The organism is Halobacillus litoralis, assembly GCF_020524085.2.
GTDB lineage: Bacteria > Bacillota > Bacilli > Bacillales > Halobacillaceae > Halobacillus > Halobacillus litoralis_E.
The window spans coordinates 3,034,024-3,057,692 of record NZ_CP129016.1 but is presented as its reverse complement, the minus strand read 5'-3'; the positions used below and the strand labels follow the sequence as shown (position 1 = coordinate 3,057,692).

The window sequence follows — 23,669 nt, the reverse complement described above, 5'->3', positions numbered from 1 at the left end:
CGTTTTTTTATACAATGTACATGCAGTGAAATTTGATGGGAGGATGAAACATGAACATTCACGAGTATCAAGGAAAAGAAATCATGCGTGATTTTGGCGTATCTGTGCCAAATGGACACGTCGCATATACCGTAGATGAAGCTGTCGAAGCAGCGAAGAAATTAGGTAGCGATGTCACAGTTGTCAAAGCGCAGATCCACGCAGGTGGCCGCGGGAAAGCCGGCGGAGTCAAAATTGCTAAAAATCTTGACGAGGTGCGTACATACGCTGACGAAATACTAGGAAAAACTCTTGTAACCCATCAGACTGGACCAGAAGGCAAAGAAGTAAAGCGCTTACTTATCGAAGAAGGTTGCGATATTAAGAGCGAATACTATGTCGGTCTTGTTCTCGATCGCGCGACAAGCCGTGTGACGATGATGGCATCTGAAGAAGGTGGAACTGAGATTGAGGAAGTCGCAGAAAAGACTCCTGAAAAAATCTTCAAAGAAGTCATCGATCCTGTAACAGGTCTCACACCATTCCAGGCGCGTCGACTTGCATTCAATATTAATATTCCGAAAGAATCTTTAGGAAAAGCGGTTAAGTTTATGCTTGGCCTTTATGAAGTTTTTGTACAAAAGGATTGCTCTGTTGCAGAAATCAATCCACTCGTTACAACAGGTGATGGGGACGTACTGGCGCTTGACTCCAAGTTGAACTTTGACGATAACGCCCTTTTCCGTCAAAAAGATATTGCTGAACTTCGTGATCTTGAAGAAGAAGATCCTAAAGAAGTAGAAGCATCTAAATATGATCTTAGTTACATCGCACTCGATGGTAACATCGGCTGTATGGTCAATGGTGCAGGTCTTGCGATGGCTACGATGGACACAATCAAACACTATAATGGAGATCCTGCTAACTTCCTGGATGTCGGAGGCGGCGCTACAACTGAAAAAGTAACCGAAGCTTTCAAGATCATCCTTTCTGATGAAAATGTCAAAGGAATCTTCGTTAACATTTTCGGTGGCATTATGAAGTGTGATGTTATCGCTGAAGGTGTGGTCGAAGCAACGAAACAAATCGGACTCACATTGCCGCTCGTTGTTCGTTTAGAAGGTACGAACGTAGATGCTGGGAAGAAAATTCTTGATGAATCAGGCTTGAACATCACTTCTGCAGATTCTATGGCAGAAGGCGCACAAAAAATCGTTGAACTAGTCAAGTAAGAAAGGCGGGGAATCAGATGAGTGTATATATTGATAAGAACACAAAAGTCATTGTTCAAGGTATTACAGGCTCCACAGCACTTTTCCATACAAAACAGATGGTTGAGTATGGGACACAAATCGTGGGCGGTGTCACACCTGGTAAAGGCGGCACCGAAGTTGAGGGAATTCCTGTATTTAATACAGTTGCGGAAGCTGTAGAAAAAACAGGAGCGAATGCTTCCGTCATTTATGTCCCTGCACCGTTTGCAGCGGATGCTATAATGGAAGCGACAGATGCAGAAATGGATCTTGCCATTTGCATTACAGAACATATCCCTGTATTGGATATGATCAAAGTAAAACGTTATATGGAAGGAAAGAAAACACGCCTCGTTGGGCCTAACTGTCCTGGAGTCATTACACCTGATGAGTGTAAAATCGGCATCATGCCTGGCTACATCCATAAAAAAGGTCATGTCGGCGTTGTTTCTCGTTCTGGTACGCTAACATACGAAGCCGTTCATCAGCTATCTGAAGCTGGAATCGGTCAATCCACAGCGGTCGGCATTGGTGGAGATCCTGTGAATGGGACCGATTTCATAGACGTATTGAAAGCTTTCAATGAAGATCCTGATACAGAAGCTGTCATCATGATTGGTGAAATCGGCGGAACAGCCGAGGAGGAAGCAGCTGAATGGGTGAAAGCGAATATGAGCAAACCGGTTGTAGGCTTTATTGGCGGCCGTACAGCTCCTCCATGAAAACGTATGGGTCATGCTGGTGCGATTATTTCTGGTGGTAAAGGGACCGCTGATGAAAAAATTCGTGTCATGAATGAATGTGGAATTCAAGTGGCTGAAACACCTTCAGTTATGGGTGAAACATTGATTCAAGTCCTGAGAGACCAGGATCTATTTGAAAAATGTAAAACACACTAAATAAATGAAGAAAGAGGCCGTATCGTTGAACAGGTACGGCCTCTAAACTATGTAAATGAGGTGCCTGATGAAAGACTGTAGAACACGCTTACTCCTCCTTCACGATTCTCCTCATATGACGAGACCTCTCCTTAGAAAATTACTGCAGGTCGATGCTTCTTTACTTTACCCCTTTTCAAATCCCCCTGCACAGTTATCCAAAGACCTATCTATTCCCCTTTTAAGAGCTCAATCCATCCTACGACATATAACGGACCCTAATATAATGAAGAAACTCGACATATATGACCAAAAATATACAATTGTAACCGTGTTCGATCACACATACCCCTTGTATTTAAAAACGATTCCAGACCCTCCTTATGTCCTTTACACGAAAGGGGATGTATCTTTATTGCATACACCGCTTTCCATCAGTGTGGTCGGCACTCGTAAGCCTTCTCCTTATGCATTTCCGGCTATGAAATCAGTCCTTGTCCCACTTATCCAGTCCGGGTTTACTATTGTGAGTGGTATGGCTCAGGGAATCGATCAGCTTGCTCACAAGTTAGCAACTGAATATAATGGAAAAACAATTGCCGTTCTCGGTTCGGGATTTCAGCATATTTATCCTAAGAACAACCCTATTTTATATAATACTTTGGCTCAAGAACATTTGGTCGTAAGTGAATATCCTCCAGACTGTGCACCGAAAAAATATCATTTCCCTGAGCGTAACCGACTGATCGCGGGATTGACCCCCAGTACCTTTGTCATCGAAGCACGACTGAAAAGCGGAACATTAATTACTGTGGATCAAGCTTTAGAACAAGGCAAAGATGTTTACGCACTACCGGGACCTGCAGGTAGGATAACGAGTGAAGGTTGTCATAAAATGATTAATGAAGGCGCAAAATTAGTTCATACGTATCATGACATTTTGGAAGATTGGTTAGAAAAATTTGAATAATCCGTTACAAAGGTGTTACATTCAAGGGTGAGATTGGACCAATTTGAGACTTTTTTGAAAAATATATGTTTGACAAACGGTTTCATTGTATTTAATAATAGGGAAGATTTATTTTATAAAAAGCAAACTCAACCAATTACATGAAAAAAAACGATGTTAGAGCGACTTTTTCTCTTTGGATATAGGACAGGTTAAGCTTCCTTTTCATTAGATAAAGTTAAACAGCAAAAGGTAAATTAAAAACGAGAATATAAAAAGAGTGTATGAAACATAAAGAGAAAACACCTCTATGGGAGGAACATATATGGCAGATTATCTGGTAATAGTAGAATCACCAGCGAAAGCAAAAACAATTGAACGGTACCTTGGAAAGAAATATAAAGTGAAAGCATCTCTTGGTCATGTGCGTGACTTGCCTAAAAGTCAAATGGGCGTGGATGTAGAGAATGAATTCAGCCCTAAGTATATAACCATCAGGGGAAAAGGTCCTGTTTTAAAAGAACTAAAGACAGCAGCCAAAAAAGCAAAAAAAGTTTATCTTGCTGCCGACCCCGACCGCGAAGGGGAAGCAATTGCCTGGCATTTAGCCCACAGCTTGGAAATTGACGATACATCAGATTGTAGAGTTGTTTTCAATGAAATCACTAAGGAAGCCATTAAAGATTCATTTAAACAACCGAGATCGATCGATTCAGACCTGGTTGATGCCCAACAGGCTCGCCGGATTCTTGACCGCCTTGTGGGATATAACATTAGCCCAATTCTTTGGAAAAAAGTTAAAAAAGGCTTAAGTGCAGGCCGTGTTCAATCAGTGGCTGTTAAAATCATTATTGATCGTGAAAATGAGATAAAAAAATTCCAGCCAGAAGAATATTGGACGATTGAAGGAGATTTCTTAAAAGATAAAGAGACATTCGAAGGTTCTTTTTATGGTGTTGATGGTAAGAAGAAGGATTTAAAAACGCAGGACGATGTCGACCAAATTCAAAAGCGGATGAAAGGGAAAGATTTCTCTGTAGATAAAGTAAACAAACGAGAGAGAAAAAGGAATCCATCTCTTCCTTTCACCACTTCTTCACTACAACAGGAAGCAGCACGTAAATTAAATTTCCGTGCGAAGAAAACGATGATGATTGCCCAACAGCTTTATGAAGGTATTGACCTTGGAGGGAAGCAAGGAACCACTGGTTTGATTACGTATATGCGTACGGATTCCACTAGACTCTCGAATTCAGCCAAAGAGGATGCTAAGCAGTACATCGAAGGTAATTTCGGGAAAGAGTTTCTTGGACAAAGTAAAGGAACTAAAAAGCAAGAAGGGGCCCAGGACGCTCACGAGGCCATTAGGCCAACGGGTGCAGACCGTGATCCAAAAGCAATGAAGAGTATATTATCCCGTGATCAATATCGTCTATACAAATTGATTTGGGACAGGTTCATTTCCAGCCAAATGGCTCCAGCAGTGTTGGATACGATGACGGTCCACCTTTATAACGAAGGTGTGGAGTTCAGAGCTACAGGTTCTGAAGTGAAATTCAAAGGTTTTATGAAGGTTTATATCGAAGGTCGGGATGATAACAAAAAAGAGAAAGACAAGCTTCTGCCTCATCTTGAAGAAGGGATGACCGTTAAAGCAGAAGAAATCAAACCGAACCAGCACTTTACACAACCTCCACCACGCTACACGGAAGCACGTCTTGTAAAGACGCTTGAGGAGCTAGGGATTGGTCGGCCGTCCACTTACGCACCCACCCTTGATACCATTCAGCGTCGCGGTTATGTTGCCCTTGATAATAAGCGTTTTATACCAACGGAGCTTGGAGAAATCGTCCTTGAACAACTACGAGAGTACTTCCCGGAAATCATCGATGTCGACTTTACGAAGGGCATGGAAGATGACCTTGATGCGATCGAGGATGGAAAAGAGGACTGGGTGAATATCATCAGTCATTTCTATGAGGGCTTTCAGCCTCGCTTAGAAAAAGCGGAAAAAGAAATGGAAGAAATTGAAATTAAAGATGAGCCTGCAGGAATTGACTGTGAAAAGTGTGGGCATGAAATGGTATATAAAATGGGAAGGTATGGAAAGTTCCTTGCCTGCTCAAATTTCCCAGACTGCCGCAATACAAAACCCATTCTTAAAAAAGTCGGAGTCACTTGTCCGAAATGTAAGGATGGAGAAGTCGTCGAACGGAAGAGTAAGAAAAACCGCAAGTTCTTTGGTTGTGAGAACTATCCTGATTGTGACTTCATCTCCTGGGATAAGCCAATTAGTAGGCCATGTCCGAAATGTGAATCTTTGCTTGTGGAGAAGAAGTCGAAGAAGGGGACACAGATTCAGTGTACCGAATGTGACTATAAAGAAGAGCCTCAATCATGATCGAGTTATAAAACCAAGGGTCTATGACTATCCTTTTAGTTGTAGACTCTTTTTCTTTTGGGTTTTATTTAACGCTGATGTTATTCATGACTAAAGGACAAGGCAGGATTGCGGAAGCCGCGATTTCGAGATGTTTGAATGAGTTTGAGGGCTGAAGGAAATGGTTCAAAACAAGTGTCTTAAAACTACAACGGGTATCCATCTTATAAAAGCGGGGTACTAAACATCCTCGTCAGGTCTTTGGATTAAAATAGCTTGGTATAGTAAACTTTACGCTTATTAGATGGGAATAGTAGAAAACAATCCCTCTTGGGGAAAGCCTTATTTCTTAGTCCTCTACAATTAACGAGTCAACATTCGCTATTTATCTCGGCACTGAATTTTCCATAATAGGGAGAGTTTATGTAAATGAGTGTTGTGTTTTAAAGGGACGCTATTTTTTGATTGACAGCAATAATGTGGGGCGCTATAATTACGCTTTGGTAAGTATACATACTTGACACTTGATCCTGCTAAAGTACGATTTCTTTAAATACTTGATTCATTAGAGTTGGAAACAATTCAGAATTTTGTTACATTTTTATTAAATGCATTGTTATGTCAATGAATGTTGTGATAAAATTTAGACGCCTTTGAGAGGTGGAAGGAATTATGCAGTCTTACAAAGAGCTTTTTATGGAATACCTTCAAATTGAGAAAAACGCTTCGCCTCTTACATTAAAACACTACGGAAGGGATTTAGAAGAATTTGAATCCTTTCTCACATCAGAAGGATTAACGATTCTGGAATGTGAATATCCTGTCATCCGAATCTTTTTATCTAAGCAATATGAAGCGCAGTACTCAAGAAGGACAGTTTCCAGAAAAATATCAAGTTTGAGAAGCTATTTCCGTTTCTTGGAACGAGAAGAAATTGTCGTTCAAAACCCATTTTTGAATGTGGTATTGCCAAAGAAGGAAAGTCCTATTCCCAACTTCTTTTATGAAGAAGAGTTGGAGAAAATTTTCACAGTGAGTGATTTGCATACGCCTTTTAGGACAGAGAAACCAGGCTCTTATCGAACTTCTCTATGGAACGGGTGTACGTGTTAGTGAATGCGTGAAAATGGAACTCCCTGACCTTTTTCATTGAACACAGCACTTGTTCATGGGAAAGGAAGTAAAGATCGTTACGTTCCTTACGGGCAGTTTGCTGCAAAAGCACTTCAGACATATATAAATGATGGCAGAAAACAATTGGCTTCTAAGAAAAATGAATCGAGTAAACGATTGTTTTTGAATGCTAAAGGTGGGCCCCTAACAGCTGATGGAATCAGGCTCATATTGAAAAAGATGGTGGAAAAGGCAGCAATGACAGTCGATATTCATCCCCATAAATTGAGGCATTCATTTGCTACCCATCTGCTAAACGAAGGAGCAGATTTGCGCTCAGTACAAGAATTGTTAGGGCATGAACGACTCTCTTCAACTCAGATCTATACACACGTATCAAAAGATCGGTTAAAAAATGTTTATATGAACAGTCATCCCCGAGCGAATAAGAGGTGAAAACAATGGAGCAGCAATTTCATGCAACAACGATCTTTGCCGTACAGCACAATGGAGAGTGTGCGATGAGCGGAGATGGCCAGGTAACATTAGGTAATCAAGTAGTGATGAAGCATAAGGCAAGAAAAGTTCGTCGACTATTTAATGATCAAGTATTAGCAGGCTTCGCTGGTTCTGTGGCCGATGCTTTTACTCTTTTTGAGAAGTTTGAAGGAAAACTGGAAAGCTATGACGGAAACTTGGCAAGAGCTTCTGTGGAACTTGCCAAAGAGTGGCGTAGTGATCGTGTTCTAAGGAAATTAGAAGCGATGTTGATTGTTATGGATAAAGAAAATATGTTTCTTGTATCGGGTACTGGGGAAGTAATAGAACCGGACGATGGTATTCTTGCTATCGGCTCAGGTGGAAACTTCGCTTTAAGTGCAGGGCGAGCTTTGAAACGTTATTCACCGGAACAATCTGCTTCTCAAATTGCTAGAGCAGCTCTTGAGGTTGCAGGAGAGATTTGTGTGTTTACCAATGATCAAATAATCCCGGAAGTTCTCGATTAAGGGGGACCATGAATGTCATTAAACTTGACTCCTAGACAAATTGTTGAAAAACTCGATCAATATATTATTGGCCAGGAAAGCGCCAAGCGATCTGTAGCCATTGCTCTTCGGAACAGATATCGTCGCATGCAGCTGACGGATGATTTGAAAGATGAAATCGTACCGAAAAATATCCTGATGATGGGTCCTACGGGAGTAGGGAAAACTGAAATTGCCCGTCGGTTGGCAAAACTAGTCGGGGCTCCTTTTGTAAAAGTGGAAGCCACGAAATTCACTGAAGTCGGATACGTTGGTCGAGATGTTGAATCTATGGTACGCGACTTGGTGGAAATGGCCGTACGTATGGTGAAGGAAGAAAAAATGGAAGCTGTGAAAGACAGAGCGGAAGAACAAGCAAACAAACGGCTTGTAAAACTACTCGTTCCTTCTAAGAAAAAGCAGTCCAATAACTTCAAAAATCCATTTGAGATGATCTTTAATCAAGGCAGTCAGCAGGAAGTGGATCCTGATGAGAAGAGTGAAGAAGCGGAAATAGAGACAAAAAGAAGCCGTATTCGTCATCAATTGGATCTTGGTGAGCTGGAAGACCGAATGGTAACCATCGAAGTGGAAGAATCTCAATCTTCCATGTTTGATATGATGCAAGGCTCCGGTATGGAACAGATGGGTATGAACATGCAGGATGCATTCAGTCAATTCATGCCGAAGAAGAAAAAGAAACGTAAACTTCCTGTTTCCGAAGCACGAAAAGTATTAACACAGGAAGAAGCAGGCAAGTTGGTGGATATGGACGAAGTCGGTCAGGATGCCGTCGCTAAAGTAGAACAGGCAGGAATGATCTTTATTGATGAGATCGATAAAGTTGCGGCGAAGGGCGATAACCAGGCGAATGTTTCCCGTGAAGGTGTACAGAGAGACATCCTTCCGATTGTCGAAGGCTCAACGGTTGTGACGAAATATGGACCAGTAGCGACTGACCATATTCTATTTGTTGCTGCGGGTGCGTTTCATATGGCTAAGCCATCGGATTTAATCCCAGAACTGCAGGGAAGGTTTCCGATTCGCGTAGAGTTGAATAAACTCAGTGTTTCAGACTTCAAGAACATTTTAACAGAGCCTTCAAATGCTCTTTTGAAACAATATAAGGCATTACTTGAAATAGAAGGTATAAAGGTTGAATTTTCTGACGATGCTATTACTAGACTCGCAGAAATCGCTCATGAAGTAAATCAGGAAACAGACAACATCGGGGCGCGGAGGTTGCATACGATTTTAGAAAAACTGCTGGAGGATTTATCCTTTGAAGCACCTGACGTTACGATGGAAACCATTGAAATCACACCACAGTATGTAGACAGCAAACTATCATCAATCGTAAAAAACAAAGATTTGAGTCGATTTATTTTATAGGGTGAACAACAAGGAGGAAATGAACATGAAACTATTAGACCGTGCACGTAAAATCAATGCAATGCTACAAAAAACAACCGGAAAATCGGTGGACTTTAATGATATGTCCGCAACGATGCGAGATGTGATTGAGGCGAATACATTCGTATTAAGCCGCCGAGGAAAGCTTTTAGGCTTTGCCATCAATCAGGAAATTGAAAATGAGCGAATGAAGGCCATGCTTTCAGAGCGTCAATTTCCGGAAGAGTACACACAAAACCTTTTCAAAATAGAAGAAACAACACCGGATATAGATATTAACAGTGAATACACAGCTTTCCCTGTAGAAAATCGTGAACTGTTTGAGAATGGACTGACGACAATCGTACCGATTATCGGTGGTGGACAGCGTCTAGGTACGCTAATTTTAAGCCGTCTAAACAGCAATTTCAATGAAGATGACCTACTTCTTGCGGAATACGGTGCTACCGTAGTTGGTATGGAAATTCTTCATGAAAAAACAGAGGAAATTGAGCAGGAAGCACGAAGCAAAGCTGTCGTACAAATGGCGATCAGCTCTCTATCCTACAGTGAACTTGAAGCGATCGAACACATTTTCGAAGAGCTGGAAGGGAACGAAGGACTGCTTGTAGCAAGTAAAATTGCCGATCGTGTTGGAATCACAAGGTCAGTGATTGTTAATGCGTTGAGAAAACTGGAAAGCGCTGGTGTCATCGAGTCCCGTTCTTTAGGTATGAAGGGAACATATATTAAAGTATTGAATAATAATTTCCTACTAGAGCTTCAAAAACTTCGTACCAATTAAGAAAAAAACGCCACTTTATATAAAAGTGGCGTTTTTTTACGTTTAAATTTATTTTCTGTGAGGATTTTTTAATTCTACTTCCCTCACGTATTTTGTTTTTAGACGGACTTGATGAATGAGTTTGCAGGGGAGTTTGAGAACCTCATATGGCAAAGGGGCTTTAACTCCTCTGGGGACCCTGGAAAGCTGAGACCTTACAGGATAAAGGCTGAGTAGGCTCAAAAGGATAAAGGAAGTTCGATTATATTCGGCATATTTGTGCCAACATCGAACCACCACAACTCGTATAAGTCCATGTGGTAAGAAAACCTTTTTCCTCTGCCGTTAAGCTAAAAGGCCCCCCCTCGACATTCATGCTTCCACAATCCTGTCATTTATTATAATGACTAGTAACCAATCCATGCATGTAACAGAGTGTTTTTTTAACAGATTTAACCTATTTTCACTATCTTATGTCGTGTTTTAAAAATATCCATAATATATTCACTATTCGACAAAAAGTTATGTAATAATGTTCATTATGGGAAAGTTTTCGACACATGGAAACAAAAGCCAAAAAGTAAGGAAATTGTCCCAGGTTCCTTTGGGGTGTTTGTAATACTCTCGTAAAAAAGTGGAATTTTGTATAGACAGAAGTACGTGAATTTTTTTACAATTATGTCTGTGAGTATAGAAAATTGTCGAATAGAGGTGGAGTAATGACTCTTTTCAGTAGTACTTTTACAAGTTTAGAGAATGCTTTAGACTATTCATCAGCGAAAAATAGAGCGATCTCTAATAATATTGCCAACGTAGATACGCCAGGGTATAAAGCAAAAGGCGTCGCTTTTAAGGATGTGTTAGATCAAGAACATTCGTTCCTGCAAGCAAAAAGGACGAATGAACGGCATTTACCCTTCAAAAATGATTCTGGTGAACCGTATCGGACTTTTACAAAAACGAATACGGTATACAATCATAATGGAAATAATGTGGACATTGATAAAGAAATGAATGATCTAGCACAAAATCAAATTCAATATCAGGCTCTGGTTGATCGTATGAGTGGGAAATTCCGTAGCCTGGAGTCCGTAATCAGAGGAGGGAATTAACGGATGAGTATTTTTCATGCTATGAATAATAGTGCTAGCGCTCTCACAGCTCAGCGCTTACGAATGGATGTGGCTTCATCGAATATGGCGAACGCTAACACAACGCGTGCCACTCTTGATGAGAACGGAGACTGGCAGCCTTATCAGCGCAAAATGGTTGTTTTCGAGCCGTCTCAAAACAATTTCAAAAGTTTTTTACATAAAGCAGCCACTGATTCATCGCAAGGAAGTGGTGTGAAAGCAACCGAAATCGTTGAAGATGATGAGCCGTTTAAACTTGTGTATAACCCGAATCATCCGGATGCGAACGAGGATGGCTATGTAGAACTACCGAATGTCGATCCTTTAAAAGAAATGGTCGATATGATGAGTGCCACTCGTTCTTATGAGGCGAATGTTACGGCCGTCAATGCATCGAAAAGTATGTTAATGAAAGCATTGGAAATCGGAAGATAAGGTAAGGAGAATTTACAATGTCAAACCATCTAGTTAACACCATCCCCTTAAGCCAACCTTCTCAAACGCAATGGAAGAAAAATGTTTCTCCAGGTGAAGCTCACGCTGCATTTGCCAGTCAGTTAAAGAATGCAATTGCAGGGGTGAACGAAGCGCAAATTTCATCTAATGATAAGACAAAGGCTCTTGCTCAAGGAGAAATCAATGATTTGCATGATGTGATGATTACTTCACAAAAGGCAAGCATCACTATGAAAACAGCTGTGGAAATGCAGAGTAAAGTCGTAGAAGCATATAAAGAAGTCATGCGTATGCAAGTGTGACTCTACTATATTTAATTCGCACTAAACCATTCGCTTAGGTCGTGCTTTTTTTGGGGGCAACTATGAAAGAAAAAATAAAAAAATATCAAGAAAGAATGACAACCTTTTGGAAAGAGCGGAAAAAATCGCAAAAGGGTTGGATGATTGGCGGAATAGCTGCTATCATTTTCATCCTTGTCCTAACAAGTGTCTTCGCTTCAAGTACGAAGATGGTCCCTTTATACAGGGATCTTACTTTACAGGAAATTGGTCAAATCAAAACGGAACTTGAAACAAGAGGGGTTACATATGAACTTGAACAGGGAGGTTCAACCATCCTTGTTCCAGACACACAGGCAGAAGGTTTGCTTGTGGATCTCGCAGCCGCCGGGCTGCCCAATAGTGGAACGATCGATTATGGTTTCTTCAGTGGTAATACTTCTTGGGGGATGACGGATAATGAGTTTGATGTCATCAAGCTGGATGCGATGCAGACTGAACTTGCAAATTTAATGAAGGGCATCACAGGCATTCAGGACGCTCAGGTCATGATTAACATGCCTGAAGAGCAGGTTTTTGTTTCTGAATCGGCGCAACCGGCTTCAGCCTCAATTGTGCTGAATGTACAGCCTGGGTATCAAATCGAAAATGGTCAAATCCAAGCTCTTTATAATTTAGCTTCCAAGTCTGTACCGAACCTGCCTAAAGATAATATCGTCATTATGGATCAAAATTTTAACTATTTTGATATAAATGAATCACCGTTAGGTAGCTCAGAAAATGCTTATACATATCAGCAGAATGTGAAAAAAGACATTGAAAGAGACATTAAGCAGCGTTTGCAACGCATGCTTGGAATGATGATCGGTCAACAAAAAGTAATCGCTACCGTAACTGCGGACATAGATTTCACAAAAGAAAACCGCGTAGAAGAACTGGTAGAACCGGTAGATCCTGAAACGATGGAAGGGCTGCCTGTAAGTGTAGAAAGAATTGAAGAGACCTACGAAGGTGGTGTGCCTGAGGGTGGTCCTGTAGGCACGGAAGAAGGGGACATACCTGAATACCCCGCTGGCACAGAAGGCTCAGGTGGCGATTACGAAATGAATCGCGAAACCATTAACAACGAGTTCAACCGCATAAAAAAGAATATCGAAGAAAGCCCATATAAGGTAAGGGACCTAGGGGATTCAAGTAGCCATCGATAATACGAAAAGTGTGGGTCCAGAGGGAGAAATCGAATACCTGACTGCTGCGGAGCAACAAACTGTTCAAGAGAGCGTACAGTCCATTGTGGATTCAATGATTACAACATCGATTAATGGCCAGTACGGAGAAATAGACACACAAGAAAAAGTATCGATTGTTTTCCAAGAGTTCAACGGAGAACCTGAGTTCCCTGATTCAGGTCAGGGCATCCCACTTTGGGCTTATGTAATAGGAGGTTTACTCCTATTTACAATTATCGTCCTTCTCATCGTTCTTACTCGCAGAAAGAGAGCTAAGGAAGATAATGACGAAGAGTACATGATGTTTGAAAAAGAGGTCCATGAATCCAAGCCTCAGGAAGTGCCTTCTATAGAAGAACGTGAAGATGAAGGAACACGTAAACGGAAACAGTTGGAAAAAATGGCGAAAGAAAAACCGGAAGATTTTGCGAAACTATTGCGATCATGGATTGCGGAAGATTAAGGAGGTCTCTGTATGGCCTTGAGAAAGTCAGTGTTGACAGGTAAGCAGAAAGCGGCTGTCCTGTTGATTTCCCTTGGGCCGGATGTCGCTGCTCAAGTGTACAAACATTTAGATGAAGAAGAGATTGAACAATTGACGTTGGAAATCTCTTCTGTTCAAAAAGTGGATAGTAAAGAAAAAGAAGAAATTCTGGACCAGTTCCATCAAATTGCTTTAGCTCAGGATTACATTTCTCAGGGGGGGATAGGTTATGCCAAAACCATTCTTGAGAAAGCGCTCGGTTCCGATGAAGCGTCTAACATCATCGGACGTCTCACTTCGTCTTTGCAGGTGAAGCCGTTTGATTTTGCTAGAAAAGCAGATGCTCACCAGATTCTGAACTTTATTCAAAACGAGCACCCACAAACGATAGCGCTCGTTCTGTCCTACCTCGACCCTGAACAGTCCGGACAGATCTTATCAGAACTTCCACAAGAACTTCAGGCAGATGTGGCTCGGAGAATTGCCACAATGGATTCGACCTCCCCTGAAGTGATCAGTCAGGTTGAACAAATTCTTGAGAAAAAGTTATCGACCACAGTAACACAGGATTATACAGAAACGGGTGGCATTCAAGCCGTTGTGGAAGTTTTGAATGGTGTCGATCGTAGTACAGAAAGAACGATTCTTGACTCCCTTGAAATACAGGATCCTGAACTGGCGGAAGAAATTAAGAAGCGGATGTTCGTCTTTGAAGATATCGTTGCTCTTGATAACCGGGCGATCCAGAGAATCATCCGTGATGTGGAAAATGATGATCTGCGTTTGTCGCTTAAAGTGTCCAGTGAAGAAGTTAAAGACATCGTATTCAGTAATATGTCTGAACGGATGGCGACCACATTTAAAGAAGAGATGGAGTTCATGGGACCCGTCAGGCTTCGGGATGTGGAGGAAGCTCAAACGAGAGTGGTTTCTACCATTCGCCGTTTAGAGGATGTTGGTGAAATTGTGATAGCAAGAGGTGGAGGAGATGACATCATTGTCTAAAGGTAGACCTTCATCAAATGGTCGAGTCATCGGCTTAAAGCCCGTTCATATTCAAGGACCGAGCGCTCAGGAAAATGAACAGGAGCAAAAAAGTCTGCAAATCAATCAAGAGCTGGAACAAGCCCAAAGAGACTTAGAAGCAGCAAAGAGTCAAAGAGAACAGTTGATTCGATCCACGGAACAAGAAATAAAGTCTCTTAAAGCTACTTGGGAAGAAGAGAGAAAAGTGATTGAAAATGAAGCCTTCCAAAAAGGGTTGAAAGAAGGTTTTCAAAAAGGTCATGAGGAGGGAATCGACGCCTTACAAACCAGACTATCCCAGGCTAACGATATCATCCAGCAAGCGAAAGCTTCGCATGACCGTACGGTTACAAATAGTGAAAGAACCATTGTAGAAGTGGCCATGAAAACAGCTGAGAAAATCCTTCATGCGAAACTTGAAGAAGAATCGACTTTGTTTATACCATTGGTCAAAAAAGTGATTGAAGAGGTTAAAGGCCAACCTGAAGTCGCTTTGTATGTTCATCCAGAAAAATACGACCTCGTCCATAAACAGTCTGACGAACTTGAACGGCTGGTCACACCATCTTCTTATCTAAGCATCTATGCACATGAAGAGTTAGAATCTAACGCCTGTATCGTGGAGTCACAGTTTGGAAGGCTTGATGGAAGTATAGATACACAGTTATCAGAACTCAGACAACAACTGCTCTCTATTGCGAATGAGGAGATGGGAAATGAATAGTCAGCGTTATTTTGATGCGATTTCCAATGCTGAATCTATGAAAAGGTATGGGAAAATTCATAGAGTTGTCGGACTCATGATTGAATCAAAAGGCCCGGAAGCCTCTGTCGGGGATTTGTGTTATATCCATACGTCTGAACAAAAAGAAAAGATTGCAGCCGAGGTCGTCGGTTTCAACAATGAAAACATCCTCTTGATGCCTTTTCGGGAAGTGAAAGAAGTTCGTCCAGGTAGCATTGTTGAGGCAACCGGTGAACCTATGCGAATTAAAGTCGGAATGGGCCTTATTGGAAAGATCCTTGATGCGACCGGGCACCCGTTAGATGGAATGTCAATGCCGCTCGGTTTAAAAGGGTATCCGACAGATCAAAACCCTCCTAATCCTCTCATGAGGCCACCGATACATGAACCCATTCAAGTCGGTGTGAGAGCTGTCGATACGATGCTGACTGTCGGAAAAGGACAGAGAGTCGGTATTTTCGCAGGGAGTGGAGTTGGTAAAAGCACATTGATGGGGATGATCGCTCGAAATAGCTCCGCCGATTTGAATGTGATCGCTCTGATCGGTGAAAGAGGGCGAGAAGTGAGAGAGTTTATTGAGAATGACCTTGGTGAAGAAGGGTTGAAAAACTCCATCCTCGTCGTTGCCACTTCAGATCAGCCTGCTCTAATGAGAGTGAAAGGTGCATACACAGCGACAGCCATTAGTGAATATTTTCGTGACCAAGGGTACAACGTCAATTTGATGATGGATTCCGTCACACGTTTTGCTATGGCTCAACGTGAAATCGGTCTCGCTACAGGCGAACCACCCACCACAAAAGGCTATACGCCATCTGTTTTTGCTCTATTACCGAAACTTTTAGAACGGACAGGGTCAAGTACTAACGGAACGATTACTGCTTTTTATACGGTTTTAGTTGACGGCGATGACTTGAATGAGCCAATTTCTGATACCGTACGGGGAATTCTCGATGGTCACTTTGTTCTCGATCGGAAACTCGCAGAGCAGGGTCACTTTCCAGCTATCAATATCTTAAGATCGATCAGCCGCGTGATGAAGCAAATTGCTGCTCCCGACCATAAAGAATCTGCTGAGAAGCTGCGCGCCCTTTTAGCTACTTACGAAGAAAATAGTGAGCTGATCCAAATTGGAGCTTACAAAAAGGGATCGAGTATGGAAATCGATCAAGCGATATCCTATCACTCTGCCATCATTCAATTTTTAAGACAAGGGATTCACGAGCCGGCAAGCTTTGAGAAGTCAGTGGAAGATTTGAGAAATCTGTTCGTTTAGGAGGCCGCTAGATATGGCTGATATTCAAACATTCCAAAGAATTAGAGATTTACGAGATCGAGAGAAGCAAAAGACCCAGAAGTTATATCAGGAAGCTGTCAATCATTTTGAAAAACATGCAGAAGAACTTTATGAATGTCTGAAGAAGAAGGAAACAGCGGAAAAACGCTTTGAGCAGGAAATGAAATACCACACGGTGAGAGCAGACGCCATCGTCCGACATCAGCGATACATACAAGGTTTACAGGAGACGATCGATCACCTTCAGCCCGTTGTCCAAAAGGCAAGGATAAATATGCAACAAAAACAAGCCAAACTTTCTCAAGCCCATATGGAAGTGAAAAAATTTGAAAAAATTGTAGAGCATAAGCGGGATGAGCAATGGCATCTTATGAAAAGTGAAGAAAATAAGCAGATGGATGAACTATCCATGCAACAATACTTAAATTTCCAGAATAGGTGATGAAATGGCGAAGAGTGATCCTACGAAAAAAAACAAGAAATCTTTTTTAAAAATCATCGCTGCCATTTTCACTCCACTGATTTTCATTATTACGCTGACCTTGATCGTCCTCACGTTAAGTGGCGTCAATGTTTTTGAAGAGGCTGAGAAGTATGCCAGTCGTATTCCAGGACTATCCACTGCAGTTTCATCTGAAGGTGAAGATACAAAAGCTGGCGAAGTGGACCGGTTGAAGGCCATTATTGCCAACAAAGAAGCGGAGATGGAAGAACTGCAATCAGAATCTGATCGTAAACAGCATCAAATGAATGAGTTGGAACAACAGGTGGTGCAGTTGAAAGCTGATTTGGAAGACGCAAGATCAGAGGGTGAGAGCGACAATTCAAAAGCGGCAGATATGGCTCGATCTTTTCAGGAAATGGAGCCGGAAGAGGCTGCCCCGATTCTTGAAAGTATGAATGAAAATTTAGCGGTGCAAGTCTTAAGTGATGTAGCTAGTGAGGAAAGAGGAGAAATCCTTGGTCAGATGGATGCGGAAACAGCAGCCAACATCGCGAGTATTCTTATTGAAGACTGAGGCTTCCTTGAAAGGGGGTGGAAAAGTGAATACAGGTATGATGACGATTTTAGGAAATTCTCAAAAAATGGTCATGAACCCTAATACGAAACAAAAAGGTGAAGACAAGTTGGAAGGAGCTCTCTTTGGGTCCCTACTCATCGAATTTCAAGGGATGACCTCATTGACTGACTCAAAAGAAGTCAAAATAGAAGAAAATACAGAGAAAATCATAGAGCTCATTGAAGAAATCGAGACGTTAATTTCGAACCTAGTCGAACAAGGGGAATGGTCTGGTGGAGAAGGGTTGGATTGGAGAGAAACGATCCAACGAGCTAAAGAAGCGGCTTCTGAAGGACTCTTCTCAAATATTATTTCACCTATGGTCCAGTTGGGACAGAGATTCATACCGGAAGACAATTTTTCTGATTTAACCGTTGAAAAACAAAATCTGGGGCTGGCATTCAAGGAACTGACATCCCTGATGACCACAGTTACTGGGAAAAATGAAAGCTCATTGTTACGTCTTCCTTCATCTTTCAATGGGAAAGAAACCTTATCCTCTTCCAATCCTGTCAACATAGAAGAAAACTTACATAAGACATGGCAGGTAATGAGGAAAACCATTCAGACTTTTATTGAAGAGGACCCCTCGCCACACCTATCTCATAAAGCTGGTAAAGATATGAAAGAGTTGATGCAGAAATTCATGCAACTCGTTAATTCTTTGACGAACAAAGAAAACGGTGTGGGGCAGGATGTACTGGAAAGGGTTATGAAAAAAGCGTCTAATGAAGAACAAAAGGTGTTCAATAAGTTGATCCAGATGTATCAAAACCGAATGGAAGTTCCAAAAACCTATCATCAACAGACACCGGTAACAGGGAAGGAAGTTGTTAGATGGGTAAAGCAGGCATTGGGAGAAGAAGTTCAGCAGGATGCTAAACTTCAAGCTTCTAAGAATCAGCCATTATCCAATGGATCAACGATGCCCATGACAAAAGTGGAACAGTACGTCATTCATTTGAACCAAAGTCAAGAGGCCTCATCTTCACAAAAACAGGTGATCCACGAGCTGGAGAGAATCATACAATCTAGTCGTATGTTCACGAATCCAAAAGGCAACATGGAAATGCTGATCAAGTTGAAACCAGGGAACCTGGGAGATCTTACTGTGAAATTTGCTCAAATCAATGGTGAAATGGCAGTGAAAATACTGGTCACGAGTCAAGCTGCGAAAGAAATGCTTGAAGGGAACAAAACTCAATTAAGACATATGTTTTCACCACAGCAAGTGGTGATAGAGAAGGTCGAAGCCTCTGCCGTCCAGCAACATCTCCAAGAGCAGATGGAGAGCAGCAATAAAGACCGGGGTCAACCACGGGATCACAATCATGATTATGAACAAGACGAAGGGAAAGATCCGGAAAACGAAGAACTCAGTTTCCAAGAAATATTAATGAATGAGAAAGTATAGGTGATGGTATGACAAGTATTGACCCTTCTCTATATTTGAAAAATCAACAGGTTCGAGGTACTGGAAGCAGCACACTCGGTAAGGATGACTTCTTGAAAATCCTTATGGCACAAATTAAAAACCAAAATCCGTTGGACCCTATGAAAGACAAAGAGTTTATTTCACAAATGACAGAGTTTTCAAGCCTGGAACAAATGACCAATATGTCGCAGTCCTTCCAAAGGTTTATGGACAGTCAAAACCTTCCTCCCCTTATTCAATACAGTGGACTGATCGGCAAAGAAGTTTCTTATCCTGTTTATGACCAGGAAACAGGATTACTTGAGCGAATGGAATCGGATATCGTCCAAGCTGTCAATCAGAATGGGGCTGAAACTTACTTAGAACTCGAATCAGGGGAGAAAATCTCAGTGGAATACATTACCAAAGTGGGAGAAGTAGACGGTAAAACTGAGAACACAGTCAATGAGGAATAATATGGACCCGCGTATACAATCTATACATCGACCATTACCCATACCGAGAAAGGGACCTCTGAACCAAAAAGCTAACGTCTCCTTTCAACAGTTCCTTCACGAAGCAAAAGAAATTAAATTGAGTAAGCATGCGATGGAGCGGATGAGAGACCGCAAGATAGAGATCAGGGAACAAACCTGGTCAAAAATTGGAGAGAAAATGACCGAAGCGAGTAAAAAAGGGGTGGACCAATCCTTGGTCGTGCTCAACGATGCGGCGCTTGTAGTCAGCTCAAAAAAACGAACGGTCGTAACAGCCATGGATCGCAACGAAGCACAGTCTCAAATATTCACGAACATCAATGGAACGATTTTTATAAACGAATAGGCTGGACCCTGAGTGGGAGGCCTTGAACATCTGCTGACCGATTGATGCAGATGAATCCAACAAAAGAAAGGAATGTCGTCAATATGCTACGTTCAATGTACTCTGGGATTTCTGGTATGAAAGGTTTTCAGACAAAGCTCGATACAATTGGAAACAACATCGCAAACGTCAACACTTATGGTTACAAAAAAGGAAGAGTCACCTTCCAGGATATGATGAGTCAGACGATGTCTGCAGCTCAAGGACCGATTGCCGGAGATGGTGGAAATGTAAGAGGTGGACTCAATCCTTCACAAGTCGGTCTAGGTTCACAGGTAGGCTCGATCGATACGATACACACACAAGGGAACCGACAAACAACCAATCGTCCACTCGACCTTTCTCTTGAGGGTGATGGGATGTTCGTACTCGCTGAAGCGGGGGACGGGTTCATTGACCCAACTGTAAAAACGGTTGACTTAGGAAGTGTCAATCAGAGTTATACACGTGCAGGTAATTTCTATCTCGATTCTGATGGAGCGATTGTGAGCAGTGAAGGAAAGTATCTGATTGGGCAGCCTTATGAATCTATTACAAATGATAATGATACTACGAGCTCAGAACCCATACTTAATGCTGCAGGTGAAGAAACTGCTGGGATTATTACCATTCCTGAAAGTGCGCAAAGTTTCAGCATTCAAACAGATGGTACGGTTAACTACGTTGATGAAAACGGAAACCCACAAGTGGCCGGACGGGTCTTATTAGCAAACTTTCCGAACCCGAGTGGATTGGAAAAGTTAGGGGGGAATAGCTTCCAGTATACTCAAAATGCTGGAGAACCTATTGCTGGATTTGATGACCTGCTTATTGCTGGACAAAACGGAACGGGCCAGATGGTATCCGGAGCCCTGGAGATGTCCAACGTCGACCTTGCAGAATCATTCACTGAAATGATTACTGCTCAACGTGGGTTCCAGGCAAACACAAGGATCATCACCACATCGGATGAAATCTTACAAGAGCTCGTCAACTTGAAACGATAAAAGGGGATAGAGGGGTCTGAATCAATGCCCCTCTCTATATAAGAATGATTACTTTAACTAAATTAAATGGCCAACCTTTTACCTTCAATGCGATTTACATAGAGCAAATCCAATCGAACCCTGATACGACAGTGATGACAACTACCGGACGGACGTTCCTCGTGAAAGAGAGTGAGGAACAGGTTGTTGAAAAGATCACTGGTTTTTACAAAGAAATCGGTATCGTCAGGGCGTCAGACAAGGAAGGTGAAGACAAGTGAATGGATTTAAGGTGATGGTGATTACGCTAAGTACGTTGACTGTCATCGGTGTCGTAGCGCTTGTGCTTGTGCTCAACTTTAATGGAGAAAGCGAAGCGAGTGGAGAAAGATCCATCGATGATATTCGTGAAGCCTCTTTTTCAACAGAGGAAATCACAACAGACTTGCAAAATGGAGATTATGTCCGCATCAGCTTCCGTGTTGTGACGGACAGTAAAGAATCTATGGAAGAATTGAAAAAAAGAGACTTTCAAATGCAGAATATTTTGCTGAAAGAATTATCAGCCATGGATTCTGAGACGTTTCAATCTGGATTATCTGACTTGGAAGCGAAGGTCAAGTTGAAACTGAATGAGTTCATGTCTGAAGGAGAAGTGACAGACGTCTACACGGTTAACAAAGTCCTTCAATAATAGAGAAGAAGAAAGGGGGGGTGAGGTTTTGGCAGAAGAGGTTCTCTCGCAGAATGAGATCGATTCATTGCTTTCAGCCCTGTCTACAGGGGAGATGGATGCAGAAGAGCTAAAGAATGAAAAGAAGGAAAAGAAGGTTAGAGTTTATGATTTTAAGAGAGCACTCCGCTTTTCTAAGGATCAAATCAGAAGTTTAACACGTATACACGAAAACTTCTCCAGGTTGTTGACTACCTATTTTTCAGCACAGCTGAGAACATATGTGAACATTGAAGTGGCCTCGGTGGATCAGTTACCTTATGAAGAATTTATCCGATCGATTCCTACGATGACAATCTTGAATATTTTCAGCGTGCCTCCCCTTGAAGGACGGATCCTGTTAGAAGCAAACCCGAACGTTTCTTATGCCATGATGGATCGTGTGCTTGGAGGGGAAAGGAAGCAGTGTCAATAAAATAGAGAACCTGACAGAAATTGAAACGACGATCATGTCTCATCTATTTGAAAGGTCTTTAGAGAATTATCAAGAAGCGTGGGGGTCGATTGTTGATATTGATCCTTTACTGGAAGAATTTGAAGTGAATCCGCAATTTCTTCAGATGGTCTCACCAAATGAAACCGTGGTTGTCGTCTCATTGAACACAACCATAGGAGAGACAAGCGGGATGATCAATATATGCATTCCGCATGTCGTTCTAGAACCTATTATCCCGAGGTTATCCGTCCACTACTGGATGCAAAAAGAAAAGCCGAAAGAACGGGACCCTGAAGAAGTCCAAGCCATCAGCCATACGATCAAGGAAGCGGAGTTGGATGTTCGGGCACTCCTGGGAGAAGCTGATATGAGCATCGAACAGTTTTTAGGATTGAGTAAAGAAGATGTCATCCGGCTTGACCAGCCTATCGACCAACCGCTGAAATTGAAGGTGGATGATGAAGTTAAATTTCACATACAGCCAGGGAAATCAAAGAATAAGCTGGCTGTGCAAGTATTAGAGGAATATCAAGGGGGTGCCGGAGAAAATGAGTGATGATATGTTATCCCAGGATGAAATTGATGCGCTTTTGAACGGCGGGGGTGACAAAGACAACGAAGAGGGCCTCTCGAAATTTACAGGAGATGAAACGATTTCGTCGTTGGAGGAAGACGCCTTAGGTGAAATTGGCAACATTTCTTTCGGAAGTTCAGCGACTGCACTATCTTCTCTTTTAAATCAAAAGGTTGATATTACAACGCCGCAGATTTCAGTCTTAGAAAGGAAAGACTTACATGATGAATTCCCGAAGCCGCATGTAGCGGTAGGTGTTACCTATACACACGGCTTTTCAGGGCAAAATGTACTGGTCATACGAACGAAGGATGCCGCCATCATTGCAGATTTGATGCTTGGAGGTGACGGGACTGACCCGGATGAGCATCTGAATGAAATTGCATTGAGTGCTGTGCAAGAAGCGATGAATCAAATGATGGGTTCCGCGGCTACGAGTATGTCAACAATTTTCAACAAGAAAGTGGACATCTCACCCCCGGCTATTGATGTGCTGGATCTGGAGGAAGATGAAGGTACTCATAAGATTCCTGATGAGGAAGTGCTTGTAAAAGTCTCCTTTCAGCTCCAAGTAGGGAACTTAATCGATTCAAATATCATGCAGCTCATTCCAGTGAGTTTTGCGAAAGAACTTGTGGAAGAATTAATGAATCCACAGCAGGAAGAGACCGCGGCTGAGGAGAGTTTCAAGACTTCAGAAGAACCTTCTTCAAAGAACGAACCTGAACCGGTCCAAGAGCAGTCTTCTTCTCAGAAACAAGAAGAACAGAGACACAGCCTGCCTGACAACACATTCTATGAATCTTCTACTAAAACAGAGGCTTCTCATACTCCACAATACGTTGGAGGACCATCCGGCCAGACAGCTGAAGACGCAAATGTCCAAACCGCAGAGTTTCAAAGTTTCGCCCCTGTTCAATTGAACGGGTCTGAACAAAAGAACTTGGATATGTTGATGGACATTCCGTTGAAAGTAACGGTAGAGCTTGGTCGTACGAAGCGTTCTGTCAGAGAAATACTGGAATTATCATCAGGCTCAGTGCTGGAACTTGATAAATTAGCGGGAGAGCCCGTGGACATCCATGTCAATGAAAAATTGATGGCCAAAGGAGAAGTTGTCGTCATAGATGAGAACTTCGGCGTGCGGGTGACAGATATTTTGAGTCCGAAAGAACGTTTGACAAAATTACGATAAACAAT

At 42.1% G+C, this 23,669-nt stretch carries 23 protein-coding genes and 3 pseudogenes; all 26 read left to right on the top strand.

All coding sequences use genetic code 11. From position 1 onward, the window contains the following. Window positions 1–50 precede the first annotated feature (50 nt). Window positions 51–1,211 carry an ADP-forming succinate--CoA ligase subunit beta gene (gene sucC / locus LC065_RS15640; protein WP_226589342.1) on the top strand — a complete coding sequence of 387 codons (1,161 nt, stop codon included), beginning with the start codon at window positions 51–53 and terminating at the stop codon, window positions 1,209–1,211. Window positions 1,212–1,228: 17 nt separating this feature from the next. Continuing rightward, window positions 1,229–2,131 (top strand): annotated as a pseudogene (gene sucD / locus LC065_RS15635) (succinate--CoA ligase subunit alpha). A gap of 265 nt (window positions 2,132–2,396) precedes the next feature. After that, on the top strand, window positions 2,397–3,080 hold the full coding sequence (gene dprA / locus LC065_RS15630; protein WP_226589346.1) for a DNA-processing protein DprA: 684 nt from the start codon (window positions 2,397–2,399) through the stop codon (window positions 3,078–3,080). A 304-nt stretch (window positions 3,081–3,384) separates the two neighbouring features. Continuing rightward, window positions 3,385–5,460, top strand: a complete 2,076-nt coding sequence (topA, locus tag LC065_RS15625; RefSeq protein WP_226589349.1) for a type I DNA topoisomerase — start codon at window positions 3,385–3,387, stop codon at window positions 5,458–5,460. Window positions 5,461–6,111: 651 nt separating this feature from the next. Then, a pseudogene (gene xerC / locus LC065_RS15620) lies at window positions 6,112–7,008 on the top strand (tyrosine recombinase XerC). A gap of 5 nt (window positions 7,009–7,013) precedes the next feature. Beyond that, window positions 7,014–7,559 carry an ATP-dependent protease subunit HslV gene (hslV, locus tag LC065_RS15615; RefSeq protein ID WP_306163545.1) on the top strand — a complete coding sequence of 182 codons (546 nt, stop codon included), beginning with the start codon at window positions 7,014–7,016 and terminating at the stop codon, window positions 7,557–7,559. 12 nt (window positions 7,560–7,571) lie between these two features. After that, the gene (gene hslU / locus LC065_RS15610) at window positions 7,572–8,969 is read left to right on the top strand and encodes an ATP-dependent protease ATPase subunit HslU (RefSeq protein ID WP_226589355.1); all 1,398 of its coding nucleotides are present in this window, start codon (window positions 7,572–7,574) and stop codon (window positions 8,967–8,969) included. Window positions 8,970–8,994: 25 nt separating this feature from the next. Further along, a complete protein-coding gene (gene codY / locus LC065_RS15605) occupies window positions 8,995–9,774 on the top strand; it encodes a GTP-sensing pleiotropic transcriptional regulator CodY (protein WP_160913181.1) in 780 nt (259 codons plus the stop codon). Window positions 9,775–10,472: 698 nt separating this feature from the next. Further along, window positions 10,473–10,865 carry a flagellar basal body rod protein FlgB gene (gene flgB / locus LC065_RS15600; RefSeq protein WP_226589357.1) on the top strand — a complete coding sequence of 131 codons (393 nt, stop codon included), beginning with the start codon at window positions 10,473–10,475 and terminating at the stop codon, window positions 10,863–10,865. A 3-nt stretch (window positions 10,866–10,868) separates the two neighbouring features. Further along, entirely contained in the window at window positions 10,869–11,321 is a 453-nt protein-coding gene (gene flgC / locus LC065_RS15595; protein ID WP_226589359.1) for a flagellar basal body rod protein FlgC, read from the top strand. Between the two features lie 17 nt (window positions 11,322–11,338). Then, window positions 11,339–11,644, top strand: a complete 306-nt coding sequence (gene fliE / locus LC065_RS15590) for a flagellar hook-basal body complex protein FliE (protein ID WP_226589362.1) — start codon at window positions 11,339–11,341, stop codon at window positions 11,642–11,644. A 62-nt stretch (window positions 11,645–11,706) separates the two neighbouring features. Beyond that, window positions 11,707–12,831 (top strand): flagellar basal-body MS-ring/collar protein FliF, encoded by a 1,125-nt coding sequence (gene fliF, locus LC065_RS15585; protein WP_371933349.1) that lies wholly within the window; start codon window positions 11,707–11,709, stop codon window positions 12,829–12,831. Window positions 12,832–12,925: 94 nt separating this feature from the next. Further along, window positions 12,926–13,315 (top strand): hypothetical protein, encoded by a 390-nt coding sequence (locus LC065_RS20550; protein ID WP_371933348.1) that lies wholly within the window; start codon window positions 12,926–12,928, stop codon window positions 13,313–13,315. A 12-nt stretch (window positions 13,316–13,327) separates the two neighbouring features. Then, window positions 13,328–14,341 carry a flagellar motor switch protein FliG gene (fliG, locus tag LC065_RS15580; protein WP_226589367.1) on the top strand — a complete coding sequence of 338 codons (1,014 nt, stop codon included), beginning with the start codon at window positions 13,328–13,330 and terminating at the stop codon, window positions 14,339–14,341. Further along, entirely contained in the window at window positions 14,334–15,086 is a 753-nt protein-coding gene (fliH, locus tag LC065_RS15575; RefSeq protein WP_226589369.1) for a flagellar assembly protein FliH, read from the top strand. Before fliG ends, fliH begins: the two co-directional genes overlap by 8 nt. Continuing rightward, a complete protein-coding gene (fliI, locus tag LC065_RS15570) occupies window positions 15,079–16,383 on the top strand; it encodes a flagellar protein export ATPase FliI (protein ID WP_226589371.1) in 1,305 nt (434 codons plus the stop codon). The genes fliH and fliI overlap by 8 nt, the downstream gene beginning before the upstream one ends. A gap of 13 nt (window positions 16,384–16,396) precedes the next feature. Continuing rightward, window positions 16,397–16,846 carry a flagellar export protein FliJ gene (fliJ, locus tag LC065_RS15565; protein WP_226589373.1) on the top strand — a complete coding sequence of 150 codons (450 nt, stop codon included), beginning with the start codon at window positions 16,397–16,399 and terminating at the stop codon, window positions 16,844–16,846. 4 nt (window positions 16,847–16,850) lie between these two features. Beyond that, the gene (locus LC065_RS15560) at window positions 16,851–17,423 is read left to right on the top strand and encodes a MotE family protein (protein WP_226589375.1); all 573 of its coding nucleotides are present in this window, start codon (window positions 16,851–16,853) and stop codon (window positions 17,421–17,423) included. Between the two features lie 25 nt (window positions 17,424–17,448). Continuing rightward, window positions 17,449–18,879: a flagellar hook-length control protein FliK gene (locus LC065_RS15555; protein ID WP_226589378.1), complete on the top strand. Its 1,431-nt coding sequence runs from the start codon at window positions 17,449–17,451 to the stop codon at window positions 18,877–18,879. Between the two features lie 8 nt (window positions 18,880–18,887). After that, window positions 18,888–19,355, top strand: coding sequence for a flagellar hook assembly protein FlgD (flgD, locus tag LC065_RS15550; protein ID WP_226589380.1), 468 nt, complete (start codon window positions 18,888–18,890; stop codon window positions 19,353–19,355). 1 nt (window position 19,356) lies between these two features. Continuing rightward, window positions 19,357–19,722 (top strand): TIGR02530 family flagellar biosynthesis protein, encoded by a 366-nt coding sequence (locus LC065_RS15545; protein ID WP_226589383.1) that lies wholly within the window; start codon window positions 19,357–19,359, stop codon window positions 19,720–19,722. 83 nt (window positions 19,723–19,805) lie between these two features. After that, a complete protein-coding gene (gene flgG, locus LC065_RS15540; protein WP_226589385.1) occupies window positions 19,806–20,747 on the top strand; it encodes a flagellar basal body rod protein FlgG in 942 nt (313 codons plus the stop codon). A 44-nt stretch (window positions 20,748–20,791) separates the two neighbouring features. After that, complete coding sequence (locus LC065_RS15535) at window positions 20,792–21,007, top strand: flagellar FlbD family protein (protein WP_226589387.1); 216 nt, start codon at window positions 20,792–20,794, stop codon at window positions 21,005–21,007. Continuing rightward, on the top strand, window positions 21,004–21,420 hold the full coding sequence (fliL, locus tag LC065_RS15530; RefSeq protein WP_226589389.1) for a flagellar basal body-associated protein FliL: 417 nt from the start codon (window positions 21,004–21,006) through the stop codon (window positions 21,418–21,420). The genes LC065_RS15535 and fliL overlap by 4 nt, the downstream gene beginning before the upstream one ends. A gap of 28 nt (window positions 21,421–21,448) precedes the next feature. Continuing rightward, window positions 21,449–22,451, top strand: a pseudogene (gene fliM / locus LC065_RS15525) (flagellar motor switch protein FliM). Beyond that, window positions 22,444–23,664, top strand: coding sequence for a flagellar motor switch phosphatase FliY (gene fliY, locus LC065_RS15520; protein WP_226589393.1), 1,221 nt, complete (start codon window positions 22,444–22,446; stop codon window positions 23,662–23,664). The pseudogene fliM and the gene fliY overlap by 8 nt, the downstream one beginning before the upstream one ends. The last annotated feature ends 5 nt before the right edge of the window (window positions 23,665–23,669 follow it).